This is a genomic window from Rahnella sp. CJA17(1/100) (genome assembly GCF_963881615.1).
Lineage (GTDB): Bacteria > Pseudomonadota > Gammaproteobacteria > Enterobacterales > Enterobacteriaceae > Rahnella > Rahnella aceris.
The window spans coordinates 318,748-340,220 of the sequence record NZ_CAWOJA010000044.1; the positions used below are offsets into that span (position 1 = coordinate 318,748).

Below are 21,473 nucleotides of genomic sequence, written 5' to 3' on the forward strand. Positions count from 1 at the left end.
TCACCGAGGAAAAATTATGAGGAAAACACTGCTAGCTTGTGTGCTGCTGACCTTATCTGCCAGCAGCTTTGCGGCACCCCAGTTGGAAACGATCAGCCGTCTGCAATACGGCAAAGCCTGGGCCTTTACCCGTGAAGAAGTCATGCTGCAATGCCGTCCCGGTAATGCGCTGTATGTGATTAACGACAGCACGCTGGCGCAATATCCTCTCAATGACGTGGCGAAAGAGCAGGTAAAAAACCATCAGGTTCAGGCTGTGCCACTGGAGAAAATCTGGCTGGACGACCCGCAGAACCCAGGGCAAAAAATGAGTCTGGCCCCTTTTATTGCCAAAGCTCAGTCGCTTTGCTGAACCGCCGTGCCGACGATAACTGACTGATGTAAATCCCATGTTTTGCGTATGTTGTCACACAATGAAAATAATACATCATTGTTATTATCACTATGTTTCAAACTGGGTGGAAAATAGTCATCTGTCGTCTACTCTTTAAGTTGTACGGCTTAACCGCCTGCATTAATGCCAACTTTTAGCGCACGGCTCTCTCCCAAGAGCCATTTCCCTAGACCGAATATAGGAATCGTATTCGGTCTTTTTTTTACTATTTGATTTATAAAGATAATTTCAGCATCTCCCTAAATCCTAAATCCTAAATCCTAAATCCTAAATCCTAAATCCTAAATCCTAAATCCTGTCTATATCTCCGTCCACTCGGTACCGCGGCTATCAGGATAAACGTTCGTCATTTTCATCGATTTATGCCCCAATAGTTTTTGAGCAAATTCCGCGCCGTATTCCCGCTCGTAAAGCCAGGAAGCAAGACTGCGGATCTCATGAAAAGACGGCGGGCTTTTGCTCTGTGATACACCGCTTTTTTACCGCGCGCCAGAATGCTTGGGTAATGCTATCCGCTCGAAGCGTGCCGGGCTGCCAGCCGGTTTTTCTGCTGGCAGAACTGAGAATGAACTCAGTATTATTATTCTGCAAACTAAAATTATATATAGGGGATCTGCTGAGTAACAAGAAGAGAATAAATCATAATAATAGTTATCATTCCTATTTCATGGATATCAGTATCATGAAGTGAGCTAATGTCTGCTGAAATTTTCAGAATTAAGGTTATGCTAATAATTCTTTTGTCTGATTCAGACTATGGGTAAATATGCTAAGAGCTCATTAATGAAATTGCGAGTCTGGAGTCTGTTACCCCATGAATACGCTACTTTTTTTCGTATTCTTCACACCATGGTGGCATTTTTAATACTGTCGGAAATTATTAACGCTAATCTGACAGAGACCGAAGCAATTGCTGAACATAGTCTTGAAGGGGTTATAACCTGGATGCACATTATTTCAGGATTTGGGCTTATTATATGTGGTTTTCTAATTTCACTGAGGTCTATTTTTATGCACATGGTGCGATGGGAGTTTTGCATCTTTTAATTGAAGCATATAAAAATGGTACACCTGACTTAAGTGATTAATTTTTGATGTGGCAATAATGTAGTTTGCCGTCCATTACAGGGTGAAATAATGAGTAAAAACAAAGCATTGACGCCATCCCTTACGCGCTACGCCTGGCTGTCCATTGCCACTGCGATTGCCACCATCGGACTAAAAGGTGTGGCGTGGAAAATGACCGGTTCGGTCGGTCTGCTGTCTGATGCCATCGAATCCGTGGTCAACCTCGCGGGAGCCCTGATGGCGCTCTGGATGCTGACTCTGGCTGCACTTCCGGCCGACGATAAGCACGCATATGGACACGGTAAAGCCGAATATTTTTCGAGCGCTTTTGAGGGGTTCTTGATCCTATTGGCGGCAGCCAGTATTGCCTATACCGCCGTTGATCGTATGTTGGCCCCGCAGCCACTCGACGCGGTTGGTGTCGGACTACTGGTTTCTGTGGTTGCATCCGTTCTTAATTTTGTGACGGCACGAATATTGTTAAGGGCTGGCAAGCAGCACAATTCGATCACGCTTGAGGCAGATGCTCACCACCTGCTGACCGATGTCTGGACGTCGGTCGGGGTCATTTTGGGCGTCGGACTGGTCTATCTGACCGGCTGGTTATGGGTCGATCCGGTTATTGCATTGCTGGTCGCGGCCAACATCGTGTGGACCGGTTATCAGCTCATGAGCCGTTCAGCTGCAGGTCTGATGGACGTCTCGCTACCCGTTGAAGAACTCGAAAAAATCGAGTCGCTGCTGGCGGGATACCGTGAGCAGGGGCTCGATTTCCATGCGCTGCGCACACGCCAGGCGGGCGGGCGCGCGTTTATGACACTGCACATCCTCGTTCCTGGGCTATGGACTGTTCAACATGGGCACGACTGGGCTGAGCGTATAGAGAATGATATCCGCACAGCACTGCCTTTTATCCATATCACCACTCACGTAGAACCCTTGGAAGATCCGGCGTCAATGAACGACCAGGCGCTCGACTGACGCGCTTCCTATTCATTAAACTTATTGATTTTAATAAATTGAATGAGTGTTTGGTTGTTTTTTTGATCATTCTTTAAATCAATAACCTACCTTTAAAACAACCCATTAAACCCCTTCCCGTTACCATAATAAGAAAGGGGAACGTTGCACCCGCGTAAGCATGGCAGCCATTCCCCTTATGTTTCAGCGAACGGAGTAAACTAGAGAAACTGCAGGTTCAGCCCGGCAAAAATCTGCCATCTGGGCTGACCAGGTCCGTGATCTGCCACTGAGCCTTGTGGCTCGATAAAGAAGTTGTAGACGGTTTTTTCCTGCCTGATGACCTGCCCAATCCCAAGCCCCATGGGGACGCTATAACTGTCATTCTGGAAGTTATAAACCCATATAGGTGCTGCGCGAAGATAAGTCCCGCCCCCTAACTGGTAAAAGAGAAATGGCTGGAATGTCCCGAGATGAACATCGTTGCGATCGTCTTTTCCGGCGAAACTGTGCTGCCATGACGCAAGGTAGCCGTATTGAAATTTTGGTGAACTCGCATCAAATAACACGTTGACCAAACCCGCTGACCATTTCTCTGTGCCCAATGAATCATCGCTTGCAGTAGGGGCAGTGATTTGCGGTCCAAAGCCAAAGCTGACAGCAGGATTGCCGGTATCAATCAACCATGACGCGAAAAGATTAAGATCACCTGTGCCGGTTTTATGGCCGCCAGAGGGAGGTGAAGGGTATGTGTTTACAGGTAAAGAGCCGCGCAGTAGCCAGTGACTTTCACCCAGCGAAAATGGCTGGGCATAACGGAACCAGAACTGGTTGGCATCTTTATCGGTTCCGCTGACGTCGCCGATATAATAATTCTGCATATTGAATGCAGTCATATTGGCCAGCGGGTTATTCGCCTGCGCAGCGTCCGGCGTATGTTCTTCGGCCGCCAGGACATAACCCGAAACGAGGGGGAAAAGTAAGGGTAAGAGTGTGAATATCCGACGCATAAGATCACCTGAATTGAATTCCCCTGCAGCTTTGGTAGAAACACCGCAGGGGGTTTATTTATGGCGTGACGATATTGAACCAGAACTCAAATTTATCCATATAACCCAGCATTTCATCCAGCTTCGCACCGTTGCCGGTCACCTTCACATCGCCTTTATCTTCAGCTTGTTTCAGTGTGACTTCCTTGAGGATAATTTTGTTGAGGGTGTCACGGTTCAGGACAATAGTGGCATCGGCGTCTTTCGCTTCTGCATCGGCTGTATGATTGAGCACACCGTTTTCCAGTTCCAGCTTGTACTTGCCGCCGTCACTGCCCAGATCAACGTTAAACACCGCTTTCGCATTCGCCGCTTTCTCACCATTGATATGCACACCCAGATAGTCAAAGAACATTTCAGGCGACATGGCTTTTACCGTATCCGGGCTTGCCGTATTCGGCGTTGGCAGTTTCTGCACGCCATTACGTAATTCCTGCGCGCCAGTGAGATAGAAATTACGCCATGGTCCCGATTCGGCCTGATAGCCCAGTTGTTCCAGTGCATCAGCTTCGAGGTTACGCGCAGCCTCATTTTTCGGGTCAGCAAAGACAACTTTACTCACCACCTGTGCTACCCACCGGTAATTCCCTTGATCGTAATCTTCTTTGGCCTTTTTCAGGATGTTATTGGCCCCCCCCATATAATCGACAAACTTTTTCGCCGCCTCCTCAGGTGGCAGTTCATCTAATGTTGCCGGGTTGCCGTCAAACCAGCCGAGATAAAGCACATAGGTCGCTTTTACATCGTGGCTGACAGAACCGTAATAACCACGGCTTGCCCAGGTTTTAGCCAGACCGTCCGGGAGTTTAAAGTTTGCGGCTATTTCATCACGTGTCAGGCCGGTATTTGCCAGGCGCAACGTCTGATCATTGATATAGCGATACATATCGCGCTGACTTTTCATCAGGCTGACAACGTTATCTTTACCCCACGTCGGCCAGTGGTGCTGTGCCATGATGATTTCTGCTTTATCACCCCAGCGGTTAATGGCATCGTTAATGTATTTTGACCAGGCGAGGGGGTCGCGAATTTTTGCGCCACGTAACGAGTATGTGTTGTGCAGGGTATGAGTAACATCTTCTGCTGCTTCGATGAGTTTTTTCTCTTCGATATACCACAGCATTTCAGACGGTGCTTCAGAGCCTGGCGCCATCATGAAATCGTAAGTCAGGCCATCAATCGTCTCTTTCTGTCCTGTCTTGGTGATGTAGTTGGTTGGAGCAATTAACGTTACTGTTCCCGCAGATGTCGTGGTGCCCAGACCCGCACCCACCTGGCCTTTCGCATCTGGTTTCAGCAGGTTACCGTACATGTAACTGGCTCGGCGGCTCATGACATTGCCTGCCATGATATTCTCGGAGACCGCTTCATCCATAAATCCGGCAGGCGCATAAATTTTTACCTTACCGGATTTCACATCAGCTTCGTCGACGACACCACGGACGCCGCCATAATGATCAACATGGCTATGGGTATAAATCACCGCGACGACAGGCTTTTGCCCGCGATTTTTATAGTACAAATCCATACCCACTTTCGCGGTTTCTGCCGATACCAGCGGGTCAACCACCGTAATCCCTTCTTTACCCTCGATAATTGTCATGTTTGAAAGATCAATATTGCGGATCTGATAAACCCCGTCGGTAACTTCAAAGAGACCACTGATATTAATTAATTGTGACTGTCGCCAAAGACTTGGGTTGACGCTTTCAGGAGCCTTATCGCCTTCTTTGATGAAGGCATATTTCTGAGGATCCCAGACAATATTCCCCTGGGTACCTTTGATCACCTCTGCAGGTATTGCAGCAATGAATCCTTTATGTGCGTTGGTAAAGTCGGTGTTGTCGGAGAAAGGAAGCTGATTATAAAGTGCGTCATTGGCCTGTTTGGTCGCCGCCGTAGCATCCTTTGGCGCTTCCTGGGCAAATAGCGGTGTGAGGCTGGTTGATGAAAGTAACCCTGCCAGAGCAAGGCTTTTGACTATCAATTTAAGCTTCATTGCTTATCCTTAAAAATAATCACCCCACCAGGTGGGCATATTCATTAATCCGCATGCGATATACCTCACCCGGGGTATAACGACTGTGGATTAATCTTTTCATGACTCATTTTAAGGATAATCGCGATGTTACATTGCGCAATGTTTGAACATAAAAAAACACACAACTTATTGGATGTAGGTGCTTTTTTAAGTTAAATATTAGCAATGATTATTTTTAATTTCATTTAATTCGGTTTTTATTTCTGTTTCCGGTCATCGCTCTCTGTCCTCCCGGGGGACGGGTCTGACAGTAAAACTTCCCGATTCAACGCCGTCACATTGCCCCACAAGAATGACGAACCAGCCCTTCCCATTCATGTCGGGAAGGGCTGGAATATCAGAACTTCGTCCAGCCGCTATCTTCTGTGGTTAAGACTCTGCTATTTTTTTGTGTTTTATTTTTGGGAAGAAGACTCGCTGAAGAAAGGGGAGCTCTGCCTTCGATTTTAAACACCGAGACAATTTCTGTGAGCTGACGTGCCTGCTCTTCAAGTGAGGCGGCGGCGGCGGCTGATTCCTGCACCAGTGCGGCATTTTGCTGCGTAACACTATCCATTTGCACGACTGCTATACCAATTTGGTTTATTCCTTTGCTTTGTTCAGTCGATGCAGCCGCTATCTCGCTCATGATGTCATTTACACGGCTGACAGAGCTGACGATTTTCTCCATGGCTCCCCCGGCCTGGGTCACTTGTTCTGACCCGGACTGAATGTTCTCAACCGATTCATTAATGAGCACGCCAATCTCTTTTGCGGCTTGTCCACTGCGCTGCGCCAGATTTCTTACTTCGCTTGCAACGACGGCGAATCCCCGACCTTGCTCTCCGGCTCGTGCTGCTTCAACAGCGGCATTAAGAGCAAGAATGTTGGTCTGGAAGGCTATTCCATTAATAACACTGATTATTTCTACGATTTTATGCGAGCTGGCGTTAATTTTTACCATGGTAGATATGACGTCGTTCACAATAACACCGCCTTGGTTTGCCTCCTGAGTTGCTTGTTCTGCCAGTGTGCTGGCCTGACTCGCATTATCTGCATTATGTCGAACGGTTGAACTCAGTTGTTCCATGCTTGCGGCTGTCTCTTCAAGTGCAGATGCCTGTTCTTCCGTCCTGGAGGAAAGATCGGTATTCCCGGTGGAGATTTCACTGGAGCCTTTATAAATTGAATCAGCGCTGTTTCGGATGTCGTATACTGTTTTTGCCCAGTTATCCTGCATCTTGTTGATATAAGGTATTAATTGTCCAACGCAGTTTTTACCCTGGAAAGCAATTTTGCTATCAAGTATGCCGGTTGCCAATGATTCAAGGTGAGCTTTCACTTTGTTTAATGGTTTAACAAGAAAGTTTGCCAGATAACGATCGCTCAAAAGCATAATGACAACGCTGAGGGCCATAGCACCTATAAGTATATATTGGCACCATGCAACCCACTGGGTAATTCTGTGATTCGCTTCAGCGTTAAGAGAGGTAATTTTGTCATTATATTTTTCTATGGCTGCGCTGAAATTACGTCTAAGCGGAAGATATTTATCATTTTTTAAAGATGCGAACAGACTTGTATTTTTCACTGCTGCTGATTCATACATGGGGAATACAGCACTGTTGAAAAGAGTAAAGGAACTGTTATAGATATCCTCCACGGTGTTGGAGTCTAAATTGCCATGATCAATATTTTTAAATTGATCCAGCCCTTTTTTAAGACTTTCTAATTCAATCAACGTGGCTTTTATTTCAATATCATAAATGCCGTTATTGTTTTTTTCTAACCCAGCCATAGCCCGTTCCAGCGCTGTTACTGCACGGTAATACTGCGCATTGGCACCATTGATGATGTCACCGTTTTGCTGTTGAACATTGGTGAAGTTCAGTTCACTTTTTAACTGATTAAGTGAGTATAAAGCGAAACCTGATACTCCGGCCCATAAAAGTGAAAAAGTGATGAGAATGGTTATTAATACTGTTCGTATTTTAATATCTCTTATAAATCTCACTTTAGAATCCTCATGTATTTAAACGATAAATTCGCCCTGAACAGGCTTCGGATTTTTTTTATAATTTATAAAACAGCTGAGCCAGCTTTTTTATATTTCATTGATCTCACTATCGGCATCAAAATTTATATCTTGAGCTGTTTTTTTATTTATAAAAGTGAAAAGTATGGGGAGAGTTTTTCGTGTTGAAAAGTATGGATATTACTTAATGATAGGGAAATACTAATATGCATCCTAATTACCAGTCCTTTAAGTGTTTTAGTCAGGTTTAAATGGGTAGCAGACTTACCGACCGTTAATTGTGTGGTTAAAATTAATACACATTAAATTATGACTGTACGTAGAGTACGTGAATCCGCGGGGGAATATACCACCTTCATAGCGCTGCTAAATTTTTTAACCAATTGATTTTTTCATGATTATAGTAAAAACCTGTTCCTTATTGCCTGAGTATCAGCCGTCATATTCCTCATCAACAATGAAAATGAAACTTTCCGCCAACGTTTTGAACTTGATAGTTAAAGCGTTTCATTCTCATTTGCAGCCGGATAAATAGCGTTGTAACTTTGAGGTTCCGCCACAACGATAAGGAAATGAAAATGAAAGCTGCTGTTGTGAATAAAGACCACTCTGTGGACGTCGTGGAGAAGACTCTGCGTGACCTGGAACATGTGAGGCACTTTTGGGAATGGAGTGCTGTGGTGTATGTCATACGGATTTGCATGTCAAAAACGGTGATTTCGGTGACAAAACCGGCGTAATCCTCGGGCATGAAGGGATCGGTATTGATGTTAATGATCAGCAACTGGAGTTTGCCGCCGATATGGGGGCTGACCTGACCATTAATATGCGGAAAGACGATGCAGCAAAAATTATTCAGGAGAAAGTCGGTGGCGCTCATGCTGCGGTGGTAACAGCAACGGCGAAATCTGCTTTTAACTCTGCAGTGGATGCGATGCGCGCCGGCGGTCGTATTGTCGCCGTGGGTTTACCGCCGGAATCCATGAGCCTGAATATTCCTCGTCTGGTGCTTGACGGCATTCAGGTCGTCGGTTCACTGGTTGGTACCCGTGAAGATCTGGCTGAGGCTTTCCAGTTTGCCGCTGAAGGTAAAGTGGTGCCGAAAGTCACAAAGCGTCCGCTGGGTGATATCAATGCGATCTTCCAGGAAATGGAACAAGGCAAAATTAAAGGCAGAATGGTGATCGACTTTACGCATAAGTAAGGTTTTCAGGGTGTCGGGTGGCGCGGCTTAGCATCTTTTGCTGCGTCACTCATGACTTACGTGCGAGATAGCCGATAAAAAAAAGCCCGCTCGGGGCGGGCTGAAAGGGGTAATGCGAGGGTCTTACACACTATGAAGGACAGTTCACAGTGGACACAGGAGAAGAAACATCGTCTTCGGATATAAAAGTAACAAACTCAATGTCTATTTATGTCAAAGCTAAGTAAGTTTATTTCCCGACTTGTAACCCCGTCAGATCACTATTTACTCAGGCGCTATACTCAAAATATTCCGCGTGAAAAACAATGTACTGCTAAACCTAAGTGGTGCTAAAGGAACACTATGCGATATTGGGTTAGCTTCATTGTGATTATCGGCATTGCCTGGTTCAGTGCCCCGTGGATAAGCCGTCATGTGCCTTCTGAATATAATCCTTTCGCACCGATAACTATTAATGACCCGCCGAATCTGATCACCCGCTACAAATTAAGGAAGCTGGATAACAATCCTCAGGAATGTCTGGCTGTGCTTGAACGGGCTCAGCAAGAGGGGATGATTGAGTTTAACAGCGCCGGAAATATGGGCGGGAAATGTCCGCTGACTCATTCTGTGCGCGTTCGCGGATTTGGTGATGTTTCATTGAGTTCGAGTTATCTGGCGAGCTGTCGCCTTGCACTGAGCAGCGCAATGTTTGTCGCGCAGGTGGCGAAACCGCTGGCCACTCGGGAATTAGGTTCGCCGCTGGTGCGTATTGATCATCTGGGCAGTTATGCCTGCAGGAACGTCTATAACAAGCCCGACGCCCGGCTAAGCGAACACGCTACGGCGCAAGCGCTGGATATTGCCGGTTTCTCGCTGTCTGACGGGCGCCATCTTACGGTGCTGAAACAATGGCCTCAGCCCGGCGCAGAAGGGGAGTATGTGCGGACATTATTTTCAGAGAGCTGCCCGTATTTTGGCAATTCCATCGGGCCGGAATACAACGCAGCGCATGCCAATCACTTCCACCTCGGCATGCGCTGGTTCGGTTTTTGCCGTTAATCGACTAAATAGCGCTCCACCAGACGCGTCCAGTAGGCGGTGCCAAAGCTCAGGCTTTCATCATTAAAGTTGTAGGCCGGATTATGCAGCACCGCGCTGTCTCCGTTGCCCAGACGCAGGAAGCAGCCGGGCTTCTGCTGCAGGAAATACGCAAAGTCTTCACTGCCAGAAATTGGCGGAAGATTATCGACCACGTTTTCTTCACCCAGCAGTTCTTTTGCCACTTCCACCGCGAATGCCGTTTCCTGATCGTGATTCACCAGTACCGGATATCCGGGAACATATTCAATTTCAGCGCGGGCGCCGTAACCGGCAGCGTGATTCTCCACCAGAGTGCGGATACGTTGCTCAAGCGTTTTGCGGACTTCGGGATCGAAGGAGCGAACACTCATTTCAAGGCGTGCAGTTTCAGGGATGACATTTGCCGCATGCCCTGAATGTAATGAGCCGATGGTGACAACCGCTGTGTCATTAGGGTCGATATTGCGCGAAATAACAGACTGCAGGGCGATGACCAGACTGCTGGCAACCAGTATAGGATCTACGGTCATATGCGGGCGGGCTGCATGTCCGCCTTTACCATGAATAGTGATGTTGACCGTGTCGCAGGCTGCCATAAACGGGCCAGAACGGAACATCATTTTGCCGACCGGATAGCCGGGATGATTATGCAGCCCGTAGACGGCATCACAGGGGAATCGTTCAAACAACTGTTCGGCCAGCATGCGCTCTGCACCGCTGTTAAACCCAATTTCTTCAGCGGGCTGGAAAATAAGATGCACGGTGCCGGAAAAGTTTTTGCTGCGTGCAAGCTGTTCAGCGGCACCCAGCAACATCGTCGTATGGCCGTCGTGGCCGCAGGCATGCATTTTTCCAGGAAACTGGCTGGAGTAGCTCAAGTCTGTTCGTTCGGTGATGGGCAGGGCATCCATATCTGCGCGGATGCCAATGCTACGTGACCCGTTTCCATGCTTCATTGAGCCGACGACGCCGTATCCGCCCACGGCGGTGGTCACCTGATAGCCTAGAGATTCGAGTTTTTCAGCGACCAGTGCTGCGGTTGCAGATTCTTCATTGGAAAGTTCAGGGTGTTGGTGCAGGTGTTGGCGAACCTGGCGCAATTGCGGAACGAGATCCGCTACGTCAGCGATGGTGCAAAGTGATTTATTATTCATTATAAGGATCTGTTTTTTGCCTGAAAGAAATCCGGCCAATATGACCGGTGCCATGTCATTACCTTTGACAGAATGCAATGTGAAATCCGGACTGGCAATACATAAATCAGGCAAAAAAAGGACTTTTGAAAATTATGGAATGTTCAATTCAATAACGGTATGTAATTGATGTGACAGACTAAAGTTTTTTCCGCGACGTTACGCAATTCAACATTTTGCTGCTGGATGGTGTCAGCGGTTAACTGTACCGTTGTGATGCAGACCGGGCTGACTGGTAATTCATGAAATATCAGGCAAATGGTTTTCCATCCGCCTGATAAAGGTCTCAGATAAAGCAGCAGAATCGAGGAGGTAATAGCGGGTTTCAGGCGGGCATATAACTTATTGAGTGCTCCAGTGAGTCACACTGGGAATCGATAAGAACATTCCAGATGCCTTTATAAGGGATCCCCACATAAGCCGTATTTTGATCATTAACCGTCAAAATATCGCCGAAACCTGAGTGACGTCCTTTTCGCTCAACATCATTTTCACACATCAGATGAATGTGACATTTTTCTGAACAACGTATGACGACGGTGTCGCCACCAAACAGACTCAATCTGGCTCGAACGATAGGCATGACTTCCCCCAATAAGATAAAACACCTGAAATACGCTGTAACCGAACACTGCCAGGTTTGACGCCACCCGGACCGGGAGTGATATTGGTCACACAACGCTCTGGAATCTATAAAACCAGACAAAAGAGGGGGAAATAATGACCTTAATCAAGAGTTGTAATAATCTTCCGAAGATTAATTGTTAGCCACTCAAACACATGTAAATGAAAATGATCTAATTTCTAGTAAGGAGGTTGGAATGTTGCTGTCAGGTTATCGGCGGGTGAGTAATGCAGGTGAGCGGTAACACACAGGGCGTCTCTTTCCGGGAATTGATAATATGTATTCATTCGTTACAGAGTAATAAAATAGCTGCTTTTTCTTTCACAAGCTGACACCCTATAGGCGTATGGCATGTGCGCTCGCTTTAAATTGATTATTATCGGTTTTTTTACCGTCTCACGCGCCCATTCTGCGGGTGATGAAAAAAATGCGGGCGCTACACTTTCTAATTTTATCCAGTTATAAGGGCATCGGATGAATTGCTCCGAAAAATTCAAATATGTCAGAAACTTCAGTGCGTTATCCCTGGTTCTGAATGCTTTTTTTAGCCTGCCGGTACATGCGGATGACGCACTGTTACGGGCGTGTAGCAATGCAAAAACGGCCAAGGATTGCCAGTTGCCTTTCCAGCAAGGGCTTTCCCCTGTGCAGGTCGGGTTATCCCGCGAACCGTTGTGGGGGTACGTGGATACCACCGGGCATATGGTGATCAAGCCTGATTTCAGTGAAGCCCGGGGTTTTGTGAACGACCTGGCTGCTGCGAAAAAAGGCGATAAATTCGGCTATATCGATAAGAAAGGCCACTGGGTTATTGAACCTAAATTTACGCGGGCAACCGATTTCAATGCACAAGGCACCGCGCTGGTCGTGACCGATAACCGTCTGGTACTGATTGATCGCAAAGGTGCAGTGATAAAAACGCTGCCGTTTGCCGTTTCTCTCGACAGCCAGGGATTTGTGCGCGGTCAGGCATTGGCAAGTGTGCAAACGCAAGTTTCGCCTGCCTTGTGGAATGCCTCCACAAATCGTTCCCTTTCTCTGCCTGATGATGTCATCGCACTGGATTTGCCTCAGTCCGGGCTGATTCCAGCTAAAAAGCGTGATTCTGCGCAAGACGGTTACTGGGGATATCTCGACGAAAATGGTGACTGGGCGATTGACCCGATGATCCTGAAAACCCGCGACGAGCCGCAATTTAGTGCTGATGTCGTTGCGGTGAAAACCAAAAACGTCTGGATGTTCGTTGACCGGCAGGGTGTTTCGTTAAATAAAGAGCAATATAAATCTGTACGTCCGCTGGCTTCAGGTAGCTGGCTGGTTACAGCTGCGGATAGCAGCAAACAGCTGCTCAACAATAAGCTGGAAAAAGTGCAGGATATTCCTGCAGATCAATCTGAAAACATCCTCGCCTGGGGTAAAGCTACGCTGGGAACGGGCAGTAAAGGCATTGTGATTATCGGTGCTGATAATCAGGTTGCTTCGCTGAAAGTGAATAAGCCGCAAGTTCTGCAACAGGGCAACCGTCTTTGGGTGATGCAAACTGAGGGGAAAACGCCTCAGGTCGCGCAGATCTATGACAATAACGGCGTAGCGCTTCTTAATGACGCCACGCTGACAGCGCTGAAAGACTATCAGTTAAGACCATTGGCCACGACGCCGATGACCGATGACATCAATGCTTTGGCGCAAGCAACCACAGATACGGCGCAAAGCCTGCCATGGGCAGTTCTGACGCCTGTTGATGCGACAAAACCTCCCGCAATCCTCACCTCCCAGGGGAACGTGCTTTCCGATCCTCAGTGGGCATCGATTGAAGGAGAGGCTTCTCAGGCTCCGTTGATCATCCATACTGAAAACAAAAAAGTTGGCGCGATCGATGCCGCAGGGAAATGGGTTATCCAGCCAGTCTTTACGCAAATCACCCCGTTTAACGGCGACTATACCTGGGCCACTGACAACAATGGCAATACAGACGTTAAGCACCTTATTGATCGCAGCGGTAACGCGATAGACGTTCCGGCAAATATTCAGCAAAGCGCTCAGCGTTTGTCATCCGGACTGCTGTTTTATACCGGGGGCGAAAAAGATGCCCAACGCTGGGGTTTATGGGACATCGCGAGTAAAAGCAATAAAGCTGCACCTCAGTTTATCCAGATTGATTCCTTCAATGACGGTTATGCCCTGGCGCAGACAGATACGGGCTGGGGCGTGATCAGAACCGACGGCAGTTGGGCGATTGCGCCTGATGCGGGCCGTAGCGGTAAATTCCAGTATATCGGGCAGGGTGCCTTTACGCTTTCTGATAACGATCAGCCCGGTGAGCGTGGTGCGCTTGCCAGCCATTACAGCCTCTACAGCGCTGAAAACGGTCAGGCTTTAGCCACAGATTTGCTCTCAAGGCCGCAGCCTGTGGGCCGCAACCACTGGCTGGTTCAACCTTCCGAAGGTGGTGTTGCATTGCTCGACAGCGCAGGGCGTTTCCCTGTCAGCAAGGCAATTACTGCATCTTCAAGTTCTGTTGATGGCGACTGGGTTATGCTCAGTTTTTCCCCTCATTTTGGGGCGATTAACAGTCAGGGCGACTGGCAAATCCCACCACTTTATACCGCTGAATTCAATTTCATCCCGCCTCTTAATCTGAGCCGCGCGGTCAGTGATGGCCGCGTCACATTGATTAATGATCATGGCGCGGTTCCGTTAGACGGTTTTGAACAGGCCCAGGCATTGAACTCGATGGCACGGTTGGTCATGAATGACGACCTTACAGGCGAAACTGTGTTGTATGACAACGACGGCAATGAGATTCAGCGTTTCGCCGGACTCGACAGCCTGCAGGCGGATAAAGCCAACTCTGGCGTCATCCCTCTGCGTGATAGCAAAGGCCTGTATGGTTTTGTTGATCAGCAAGGCAAGAAACTGATCGGTTCTTACTTTGATCAGGTTGGTGCAATGAGCAATAATTTTGCTACCGCCATGAAGAAATCGACCTATGGCAATTTGCTAGGTTACATCAATACCACAGGGCGTTTCGCTATTTTGCCTAAGTTCGATTGGGCAAATGATTTCAGCGAGAAACATGCCTGGGCAGGGGGTAAAGGTGTGGTCAGTTTGCTAAACAGTGATGGCGCTGTTCAGGCGAAAATTCAGGTGCGCTGTAATCAGCGTGTCATTGTGGATGCTAAGGGGGCTTATCTCTGGCCAGCCAAGGCTCCTGCATGCGGTACCGGAGGTAATTAATGATTGTCAGCAAACCTTCAAGGCTAAGAAATGCACTCCGTTGTGCTCTGAATACCAGCAGTACACTGGCCTTATTGACGCTGACATCCGCTGCAATCGCGGCAGAGCCCGACAGTTGCTTTGCGCCGTTATCTGCGGCGCAGGCGGATGCACAAAGGCATAATGCATTGCCTGTGGTTCAGAATTTATGTATCCGTGATGTCCATGAAGGCCGTGCAGCAGTGCTTTTGCCTGCTGCAGATGCAAATGGCGAGCGTTGGGGCTTTTTAGACAATCAGGGGCAACTGGTCATTAAACCTGTTTTTGAAAAAGTCGGTGACTATCATTTTGGTGCCGCCGCTGCCATGCAACAGGGCAAGTGGGGATTCATCGATCTGACAGGAAACTGGATGATTCCGCCGGCTTTTGATCGCGTCCAGCCCTTTACCGAATCCGGGTTGGCCGTGGTGACGGCGGGAGGTAAACCACAAATTATTGACCACAAAGGTGCCCAGGTCGGTAAAGCGCTGGATGAATTAGTGGATGACGCCACTCTGAGTGACGGCGTTCCGGCCCGCCTGACTCTGACGTTTAACAGCGTTCTGCTTTCGCCTGATGGTGTCCGTCATGTGGCTACCGACAAAATGGAAGTGGTTGAACCGTTTGGCCCGAAAGATCTCTTTATCGCTTTTGATGCCAGCAAAGGTTACGGCATCATTGATGGCAATCTTACCTGGCGCGTTCTGCCGCAATACAGCGCAATCACCCTTGATCCGCAAAACTCTTCTGTCGCCCTGGCGAAAAATGCGGAAGGAATTACCTTAATTCGCACCGACGGTGTGCCGGACGAACAGAAGTACTTGTCGGTCAGTGAAGAAACCGGCGCTTTCTGGCTGGCGAAAACCCCTGAAGGGATCAAATTACTTGATAATTCCGCGGTGGTTATCGCCACCTTTAGCGAAGCCGAGGCCTCTTCGCTCCGTGTCTCCGGTGATTACGTGTTGAATCCCGTCACCAAAGATGCTCTTACATTGTATATACCGGGACGTAAACAACCTCTTTTGCTGCCTGCGGGCAGTGAGCCCTGGGAGCACAGCACGGGTGAATATCTGATCACTACCAAAGGTGAACCGAAAAAGGTTAACGCGATTGTTGCACCTTCTGGCGGCATCATCGGAGGCTCACAGAATGTGGGCTGGCTGGCGCAAATCACCAGCGCAGAAGTGATCAACCACCGTTTATGGCTGCGCAACGACCAGGGTGATGTCGTCAATATTGTTGATGCATCAGGAAAGGCGTTACTGAATCAGAAGAATATCAGCGCCCTTGGTGGCAGCCGGATTGAACCTCTCTATGTCAGAAATGATGTTACTTCTGCACAATCGCCACTGGCACTGATTCGTCCCGAATCCGGAAGCGGTAAAAACGGTGCCGGTTTCCTGCGCCCGGACGGTTCACTTCAGCTCGACAGCAAATGGCAGGATATTCAATCTGCTGACGCAGACGGTAATATCGAACAGTTTATTGTCAGAACGGCTGAGGGAACCGGTGTTGTCGATGCTCAGGGGAAAATTGTTATCCCGCTGACCGAAGACAATATTTCGCCCTTTGTTCATGGCTATGCGCTTGATTATCTGGACGGCAAGCTGACCGCACTGGATCACGCGGGTAAGCATTATGATTTGCCCAACGTATTCGAGATTGAGTCTGTGGGTAACGGCTGGTTCCGTTTTCGCGAAACCGCTGCCGAAGGCGCGCTGTGGGGCATCTTTGATGTCAACACACAGAAAACGGTTGTTCAGCCCTCTTATCAGGATGTGGGTGACTACGCCGATGGTCTGGCGGCGTTCAGAGCGCCGGGAGGCTTATGGGGCATTGTGGACGGTCAGGGTAAAATCATTGTTGAAGCGAAGTATGCTAAAGCAAAACGTATTAATTCTGCGCTCTGGCTGCTGACGCAACCGGCCGCTCCTGACCAAGCCGAATCCAGTGTGATTGCTGAAATCATTGGCAATGATGCGAAAGCGAGAGTCGCACCAACGGCGGGGTTATCAGTCACTCAGTTCAGTGATGGACGCATTCTTGCCACCTCTGTCGCAGGACAGTCCTGGCTTTTGGATCCCCAAGGCAACATTGAACTGCACGAACAGCAAACCCGTATCAGCGCGCTGGGCGATTGGGTAAAATTATCCCGTAAGCCGCAGGAAGGTTATCTTTCTGCGCAAGGAGAATGGCAAATTCAGCCCGTAGCGGAAGCCCAAAGTTCTGCTTTTGTGCAGGGTCGCGCTTTGCGTTCGACGCTGGCAGGGTATGAGCTGATCGATGATAAAGGTGTGCGGGTTGCGGCTATGCCTGAGGGCAGGTGGACAATGCCGTCAGCCAGCACGTGGTCTGTCTCTAACGACCCGCAGGATGGTGCGCCAGCGACCCGTTATGTCGACAACACCGGTAAATTAGTACTGACGGTACAGGGGAATGCCAGCCTGATGGTGAATGATCATGCTGTACTGACACGCGCAGACGGCATGAAAACCTGGATAAACGGCCAGGGGAAACAAGCTGAGGGTATTGCTTATGCCGACTTAGGTTTGCCTGTGGATGGCCTGGCATTCGCCAAAACGAACAATAATTACGGTTTTGTCGATGTACAGGGTAACTTTGCCATTGCACCGCTATTCAGTGCCGTCTCACCGTTTGACAGCGGCGTTGCCGTCGTTTCAACGCCTGCGATGTCAATGATGATTGATAAAACGGGTAAACCGCTTGCAAGGATCGATAAGGAATGCGGCATTGCCGTTTTATACGGCGCTGGCAGCGCAAGACAGTGGCCGGTAGCGATGCCGGATAACTGCAAACCGTAGAACGCATTTCTGGCTTTTAAAACCCGCTACGGCGGGTTTTTTTGTGCTAATGTTTAACTGTCATAGTAGTGAACTATCTCAATTGAAAGGATAAATTATGATTCCGCAGATCCCACTTAAATACAGGGATGCAGAGCGCTGGTCGTTTGGTGATACCGAGTCGTCAGCAGACGAACTGGCTAAACGTGTTATTGCAGGCACAAAAACCGCCACCTGTTCAAACCTGGATGATGACCCGGAACCAGAACCTGGCGAAATCTTTGTGGTGGTCGATGGTCGCAATAATCCGGTGTGTGCCGTACAACTGACCGAAGTGAAACAAGTTCCTTTTGATCAGGTGACAGAGCAACATGCCTGGGAAGAAGGTGAAGGTGATCGCACGCTGGCTTACTGGCGCGCTGAGCATCAGCGTTTCTTCGAAGAGTACGAGATGTTTGAACCCACTATGCCATTGTTACTGATGAAGTTCCGGATGATAGAGAAGTTCTAAATATCTGAGGGGCCTGATAAGGAAAATCAGGCCTTAAATCTCGCCAGCCAGCTATATGATCAACCTGATGTTGTCGATCTGCCGTTCAGGAATATGTCATGTCAGTGAATTCAGTAAATCAACGCGCTTTTGCAACCCTTTCAGGAATACCTTATTTCAGCCAGTGGGAAGACCCTGACTGTGCTGCCGGAATTATTGCCGGTGAACTCGAACTGAGTGATATCAAACTATGGGCCCAGTCTGGCGCATCAACCCAGCAGGAATTTATTGAGTGGGCAAACCATGTTTGTGGGATGTGTTGCCTGAAAATGGTGCTGGCGGCGGTTTCCGGAAAAGTGGTGCCTGTTCTTAATCTGACTCAGCGCAGTCTGCCATATGGCGCGTATGTTCGTGATGGCGACAACATTAAGGGGTTGATTTATGCACCTTTTGTTGAGTATGTTCGCCAGGAGTTGGGGATGACCGCAGTAGTTAAAGTGGGAATTGCTGCTGAGGATATTGCTGCACAAATGGTAGATCACCGGTTCTTCATTGCCTCGGTGCATCCGTCGGTTCGTATTCCGGAGACTGTTCCGCCGCGTAAAGGCGGGCATCTGGTGCTGGTGACGCGTGCCGACAGGGAGTTTGTGACCTTTCATAATCCTTCCGGTCATGATATTTCCACACAACAGGATGTCACGTTACCGGTGAAAGTCTTCGCCCGCTTTTTTGCCGGACGGGGTATTTCGTTGGTTGAAAACGCTGAGTGAACGCAAGCGGCATGGCGAACATCATCCCGTTCGCCATGCTGTATCACTCCAGTCGCATTATCCACTCATCTTTCTGTTCGTCATACTTCTCCTTGTACAACACAGAGTGACGACCATCGACCACTGCCGGGACACTGGTGTGATCATCCCAGGCATCAAGTTGCATACACAAATCAGGATCTGACTTGCAGGGGATGTGCACTTTATCGCCGCCTTTTGCTTCAGGCGTTGAGAGATGCGCATCGTCAATTTCGTAGCTACCAATTCTTATGCTCGATTTTCCCATCAGGTACCCCTTGCCAGAGTGTCGTGAGTAATTTCAACAACATCAGGTATGACCAGTTGGCCGCCCTTATATGAGGATAGACGACAGCACAAAAAGTGCCACCTGAATTTTACTGCTGCATAAAACAGGCAAAAAATGAGGAGGGAAAGGTGACCAGCCGCGCGGCAGATAGCGCACGACTGACTGTACAGAGGATTAAAGTTTATTGAATCTTACCGAGACGGGCATGGCATTAATCTGATTGCGGCCGTTGTTTTTTGAGAGGTACAGCGCTTCATCAGCGGCACTCACAATATCCGACTGATCCTCAATGTCCGGATCCTGATCTGGCATATAGGTCGCAATTCCCTGGCTGATGGTCACGCGATTAAATTCACTGAAGCTGTGTTTGATGCCCAGCACTTCAATGGATTCCATAATATGCTGCGCCACAATCCACGCCCCTTTCAAATCCGTATCCGGCAGAATCGCGGCAAATTCTTCGCCGCCAAAACGTGTCACGACATCGGTACTGCGTTTGAGTGATTTTCGTAATGTACGGGCGACCAGACGCAGACAGGCGTCACCGGAAAGATGGCCGTAGTGATCGTTAAAATGTTTGAAGTAATCGATGTCGATCATCACCACGGTCAGCGGCGTGCGGTTACGCTTGGCACGCATATATTCATGGCTGAGCACTTTTTTAAATTCACGGCGGTTCGGCAATTTGGTCAGCGAGTCCGTGCGCGCCTGAATTTCCAGACGGCGGTTAGCTTTGACCAGTTTCAGTTCCAGCAACTTACGTTCATGCACATCTTCGGCGGTGCCATACCAGCGCTGAATGGAGCCGTCAGCGGCATAGCTCGCTGCGGCACGAATACGCATCCAGTTCCAGCCGCGGTCTACGTGGCAGAAACGAACTTCAATATCCAGGGGGGCGCCGGTCTTCAGGCAATGTTCCCAGGTTTGTACGGCAGCACGACGGTCTTCCACATGCATACTCTGGATCCACTTATCTGCCAGAATATCCTGTCGCGTCATGCCGGTAATCCGCTGGAAGCGCGAGCTGACGTCGTTGAGCAGGCCGCGCGGATCGGCTGTCCACGGGATTTGCGGGTTCAGCTCAACCATATTGCGGTAATGCTCCTGGCTTTCACGCAGTGCTCTTTCCATACGTTTGAGGCTGGTAATGTCGGTCATCGCGACGGAAAGGCCATTAAGCTGATTCTGCGTATCACAGGCGGCTTTGATACGTACAAAGAAAACCTGATTCTTACCGGGAACGGAAAATTCGCGGTCCGGCGTGGTTTCATTCCGCTTCGCAAGTTCAAGTGCATTATTGAGCAACGGAGAAAGACCGGGCAGAAACACGCCGACTTTACGACCAATCGCTTCGTAAGGTTGTAAACCGATAATATTTGCCATGGCATCGTTTACGGTGACGTAGCGCATTTGCAGGTCGATAAAACACAGGCCGACCGGCGCATTGGAATAAATGGTTTCAAGCTGGAAGAGGCGCTGACCCGGAGCCTGATCAAGGCTGGTCAGGTTACGATCGATCCCCCGATAACCCCGGAAATTACCTTCGTTGTCAAACAGCGGAACACCGCTGGTTTCAAGAATGACTTCCGTCCCGTCAGGGCGAATATTACGGTTCAGCAAACCGCCGAATGGCGCGCGTCGTTCGACGATAGCAGCAAACTGCTCGCCAACCCGTTTGGCTTCATCAGGTGGCATGAAGTCAAAAGGCGTTTTGCCTAATACTTTTTCAGGTGGAACACCGAGAAACTCGATGCATTTATTGGAAGAGAAAACATAACGGCCCTGCGTATCGACTTCCCAGATCCAGTCAGAATTGTTATCGATGATATCCCGCAGGCTGGCCATTTGCTGTAATAGCAGCCCATCTGCTGATTCGAGTTTCATTTCATCCGACATGACACTTCTCCGACTGGCAGGTCTTTACTCAACATCAGGCATTAAGATTTATATCTGAAAATGATATATCACTAGCAATGTTATCTTGATGGCAATAATACATGTCACGGTAGGATTATTCCTACTTATAATTCAATAAATCTTTCTTGATAATATAAATAATTATCTACTATATTCGGCATAAAATGTTGCCTAAGTAAGGGTTCCATACACTTTGTCACCCCTATTTCACCTAAACACGACGTTGTACAGAATTCGCCAAAATGCTTGTCAGGATGAGTTTTTAATCGTTAAAGATAATGATTAGGTAGAATATTCTGCGCCATCACGATGATCTTATGGCA

General features: G+C 48.5%; 15 protein-coding genes and 1 pseudogene. 8 read left to right on the forward strand and 8 right to left on the reverse strand.

Annotated elements, in window-relative coordinates; genetic code table 11:
- Positions 1 to 16: 16 nt before the first annotated feature.
- On the forward strand, positions 17 to 352 hold the full coding sequence (locus AACU55_RS18410) for a YebY family protein (RefSeq protein ID WP_013576173.1): 336 nt from the start codon (positions 17 to 19) through the stop codon (positions 350 to 352).
- Between the two features lie 341 nt (positions 353 to 693).
- Here AACU55_RS18410 and AACU55_RS18415 read toward each other — a convergent pair whose 3' ends face one another.
- Positions 694 to 828, reverse strand: coding sequence for a tyrosine-type recombinase/integrase (locus AACU55_RS18415; protein WP_131638935.1), 135 nt, complete (start codon positions 826 to 828; stop codon positions 694 to 696).
- A gap of 703 nt (positions 829 to 1,531) precedes the next feature.
- Here AACU55_RS18415 and AACU55_RS18420 point away from each other — a divergent pair.
- Entirely contained in the window at positions 1,532 to 2,443 is a 912-nt protein-coding gene (locus AACU55_RS18420; protein ID WP_013576167.1) for a cation diffusion facilitator family transporter, read from the forward strand.
- Positions 2,444 to 2,643: 200 nt separating this feature from the next.
- Here the strand turns inward: AACU55_RS18420 and AACU55_RS18425 are convergent, their stop codons facing one another.
- From AACU55_RS18425 to AACU55_RS18435, 3 genes are all read right to left on the reverse strand, one after another.
- Positions 2,644 to 3,432, reverse strand: a complete 789-nt coding sequence (locus tag AACU55_RS18425) for a hypothetical protein (RefSeq protein WP_037037435.1) — start codon at positions 3,430 to 3,432, stop codon at positions 2,644 to 2,646.
- Between the two features lie 58 nt (positions 3,433 to 3,490).
- Complete coding sequence (locus AACU55_RS18430; protein WP_134705889.1) at positions 3,491 to 5,470, reverse strand: alkyl/aryl-sulfatase; 1,980 nt, start codon at positions 5,468 to 5,470, stop codon at positions 3,491 to 3,493.
- Between the two features lie 379 nt (positions 5,471 to 5,849).
- Positions 5,850 to 7,505: a methyl-accepting chemotaxis protein gene (locus tag AACU55_RS18435; RefSeq protein WP_134705890.1), complete on the reverse strand. Its 1,656-nt coding sequence runs from the start codon at positions 7,503 to 7,505 to the stop codon at positions 5,850 to 5,852.
- A 599-nt stretch (positions 7,506 to 8,104) separates the two neighbouring features.
- On the opposite strand from AACU55_RS18435, the pseudogene AACU55_RS18440 reads away from it, so the two are divergent.
- Together AACU55_RS18440 and AACU55_RS18445 are read left to right on the forward strand one after the other, a co-directional pair.
- Positions 8,105 to 8,730 (forward strand): annotated as a pseudogene (locus tag AACU55_RS18440) (zinc-binding dehydrogenase).
- Positions 8,731 to 9,072: 342 nt separating this feature from the next.
- Positions 9,073 to 9,771 carry an extensin-like domain-containing protein gene (locus tag AACU55_RS18445; RefSeq protein ID WP_134705891.1) on the forward strand — a complete coding sequence of 233 codons (699 nt, stop codon included), beginning with the start codon at positions 9,073 to 9,075 and terminating at the stop codon, positions 9,769 to 9,771.
- Here the strand turns inward: AACU55_RS18445 and AACU55_RS18450 are convergent.
- Positions 9,768 to 10,946 (reverse strand): M20 aminoacylase family protein, encoded by a 1,179-nt coding sequence (locus tag AACU55_RS18450; RefSeq protein WP_134705892.1) that lies wholly within the window; start codon positions 10,944 to 10,946, stop codon positions 9,768 to 9,770. The genes AACU55_RS18445 and AACU55_RS18450 overlap by 4 nt on opposite strands.
- A 364-nt stretch (positions 10,947 to 11,310) precedes the next feature.
- Positions 11,311 to 11,568 carry a DUF1883 domain-containing protein gene (locus AACU55_RS18455; protein WP_013576162.1) on the reverse strand — a complete coding sequence of 86 codons (258 nt, stop codon included), beginning with the start codon at positions 11,566 to 11,568 and terminating at the stop codon, positions 11,311 to 11,313.
- Between the two features lie 516 nt (positions 11,569 to 12,084).
- Here AACU55_RS18455 and AACU55_RS18460 point away from each other — a divergent pair.
- The 4 genes from AACU55_RS18460 to AACU55_RS18475 all read left to right on the forward strand — a co-directional run bounded on the left by AACU55_RS18460 (position 12,085) and on the right by AACU55_RS18475 (position 18,926).
- Positions 12,085 to 14,847 (forward strand): WG repeat-containing protein, encoded by a 2,763-nt coding sequence (locus tag AACU55_RS18460; protein ID WP_134705893.1) that lies wholly within the window; start codon positions 12,085 to 12,087, stop codon positions 14,845 to 14,847.
- The gene (locus AACU55_RS18465; RefSeq protein WP_134705894.1) at positions 14,847 to 17,687 is read left to right on the forward strand and encodes a WG repeat-containing protein; all 2,841 of its coding nucleotides are present in this window, start codon (positions 14,847 to 14,849) and stop codon (positions 17,685 to 17,687) included. Before AACU55_RS18460 ends, AACU55_RS18465 begins: the two co-directional genes overlap by 1 nt.
- A gap of 97 nt (positions 17,688 to 17,784) precedes the next feature.
- Positions 17,785 to 18,177, forward strand: coding sequence for an ASCH domain-containing protein (locus tag AACU55_RS18470; RefSeq protein WP_013576159.1), 393 nt, complete (start codon positions 17,785 to 17,787; stop codon positions 18,175 to 18,177).
- Between the two features lie 98 nt (positions 18,178 to 18,275).
- Entirely contained in the window at positions 18,276 to 18,926 is a 651-nt protein-coding gene (locus tag AACU55_RS18475) for a hypothetical protein (protein WP_112152166.1), read from the forward strand.
- Between the two features lie 43 nt (positions 18,927 to 18,969).
- Here the strand turns inward: AACU55_RS18475 and AACU55_RS18480 are convergent, their stop codons facing one another.
- On the reverse strand, positions 18,970 to 19,212 hold the full coding sequence (locus AACU55_RS18480) for a YebV family protein (protein WP_013576157.1): 243 nt from the start codon (positions 19,210 to 19,212) through the stop codon (positions 18,970 to 18,972).
- Between the two features lie 195 nt (positions 19,213 to 19,407).
- Positions 19,408 to 21,129 (reverse strand): sensor domain-containing diguanylate cyclase, encoded by a 1,722-nt coding sequence (locus tag AACU55_RS18485; RefSeq protein ID WP_013576156.1) that lies wholly within the window; start codon positions 21,127 to 21,129, stop codon positions 19,408 to 19,410.
- Between the last annotated feature and the right edge of the window lie 344 nt (positions 21,130 to 21,473).

Bases quoted from the DNA above. Each gene is read 5' to 3' on its own strand.
- AACU55_RS18410 (WP_013576173.1), top strand. From the start codon at position 17: ATGAGGAAAACACTGCTAGCTTGTGTGCTGCTGACCTTATCTGCCAGC.
- AACU55_RS18420 (WP_013576167.1), top strand. From the start codon at position 1,532: ATGAGTAAAAACAAAGCATTGACGCCATCCCTTACGCGCTACGCCTGG.
- AACU55_RS18425 (WP_037037435.1), bottom strand. From the start codon at position 3,432: ATGCGTCGGATATTCACACTCTTACCCTTACTTTTCCCCCTCGTTTCG.
- AACU55_RS18430 (WP_134705889.1), bottom strand. From the start codon at position 5,470: ATGAAGCTTAAATTGATAGTCAAAAGCCTTGCTCTGGCAGGGTTACTT.
- AACU55_RS18445 (WP_134705891.1), top strand. From the start codon at position 9,073: ATGCGATATTGGGTTAGCTTCATTGTGATTATCGGCATTGCCTGGTTC.
- AACU55_RS18450 (WP_134705892.1), bottom strand. From the start codon at position 10,946: ATGAATAATAAATCACTTTGCACCATCGCTGACGTAGCGGATCTCGTT.
- AACU55_RS18455 (WP_013576162.1), bottom strand. From the start codon at position 11,568: ATGCCTATCGTTCGAGCCAGATTGAGTCTGTTTGGTGGCGACACCGTC.
- AACU55_RS18460 (WP_134705893.1), top strand. From the start codon at position 12,085: ATGAATTGCTCCGAAAAATTCAAATATGTCAGAAACTTCAGTGCGTTA.
- AACU55_RS18465 (WP_134705894.1), top strand. From the start codon at position 14,847: ATGATTGTCAGCAAACCTTCAAGGCTAAGAAATGCACTCCGTTGTGCT.
- AACU55_RS18470 (WP_013576159.1), top strand. From the start codon at position 17,785: ATGATTCCGCAGATCCCACTTAAATACAGGGATGCAGAGCGCTGGTCG.
- AACU55_RS18475 (WP_112152166.1), top strand. From the start codon at position 18,276: ATGTCAGTGAATTCAGTAAATCAACGCGCTTTTGCAACCCTTTCAGGA.
- AACU55_RS18480 (WP_013576157.1), bottom strand. From the start codon at position 19,212: ATGGGAAAATCGAGCATAAGAATTGGTAGCTACGAAATTGACGATGCG.
- AACU55_RS18485 (WP_013576156.1), bottom strand. From the start codon at position 21,129: ATGTCGGATGAAATGAAACTCGAATCAGCAGATGGGCTGCTATTACAG.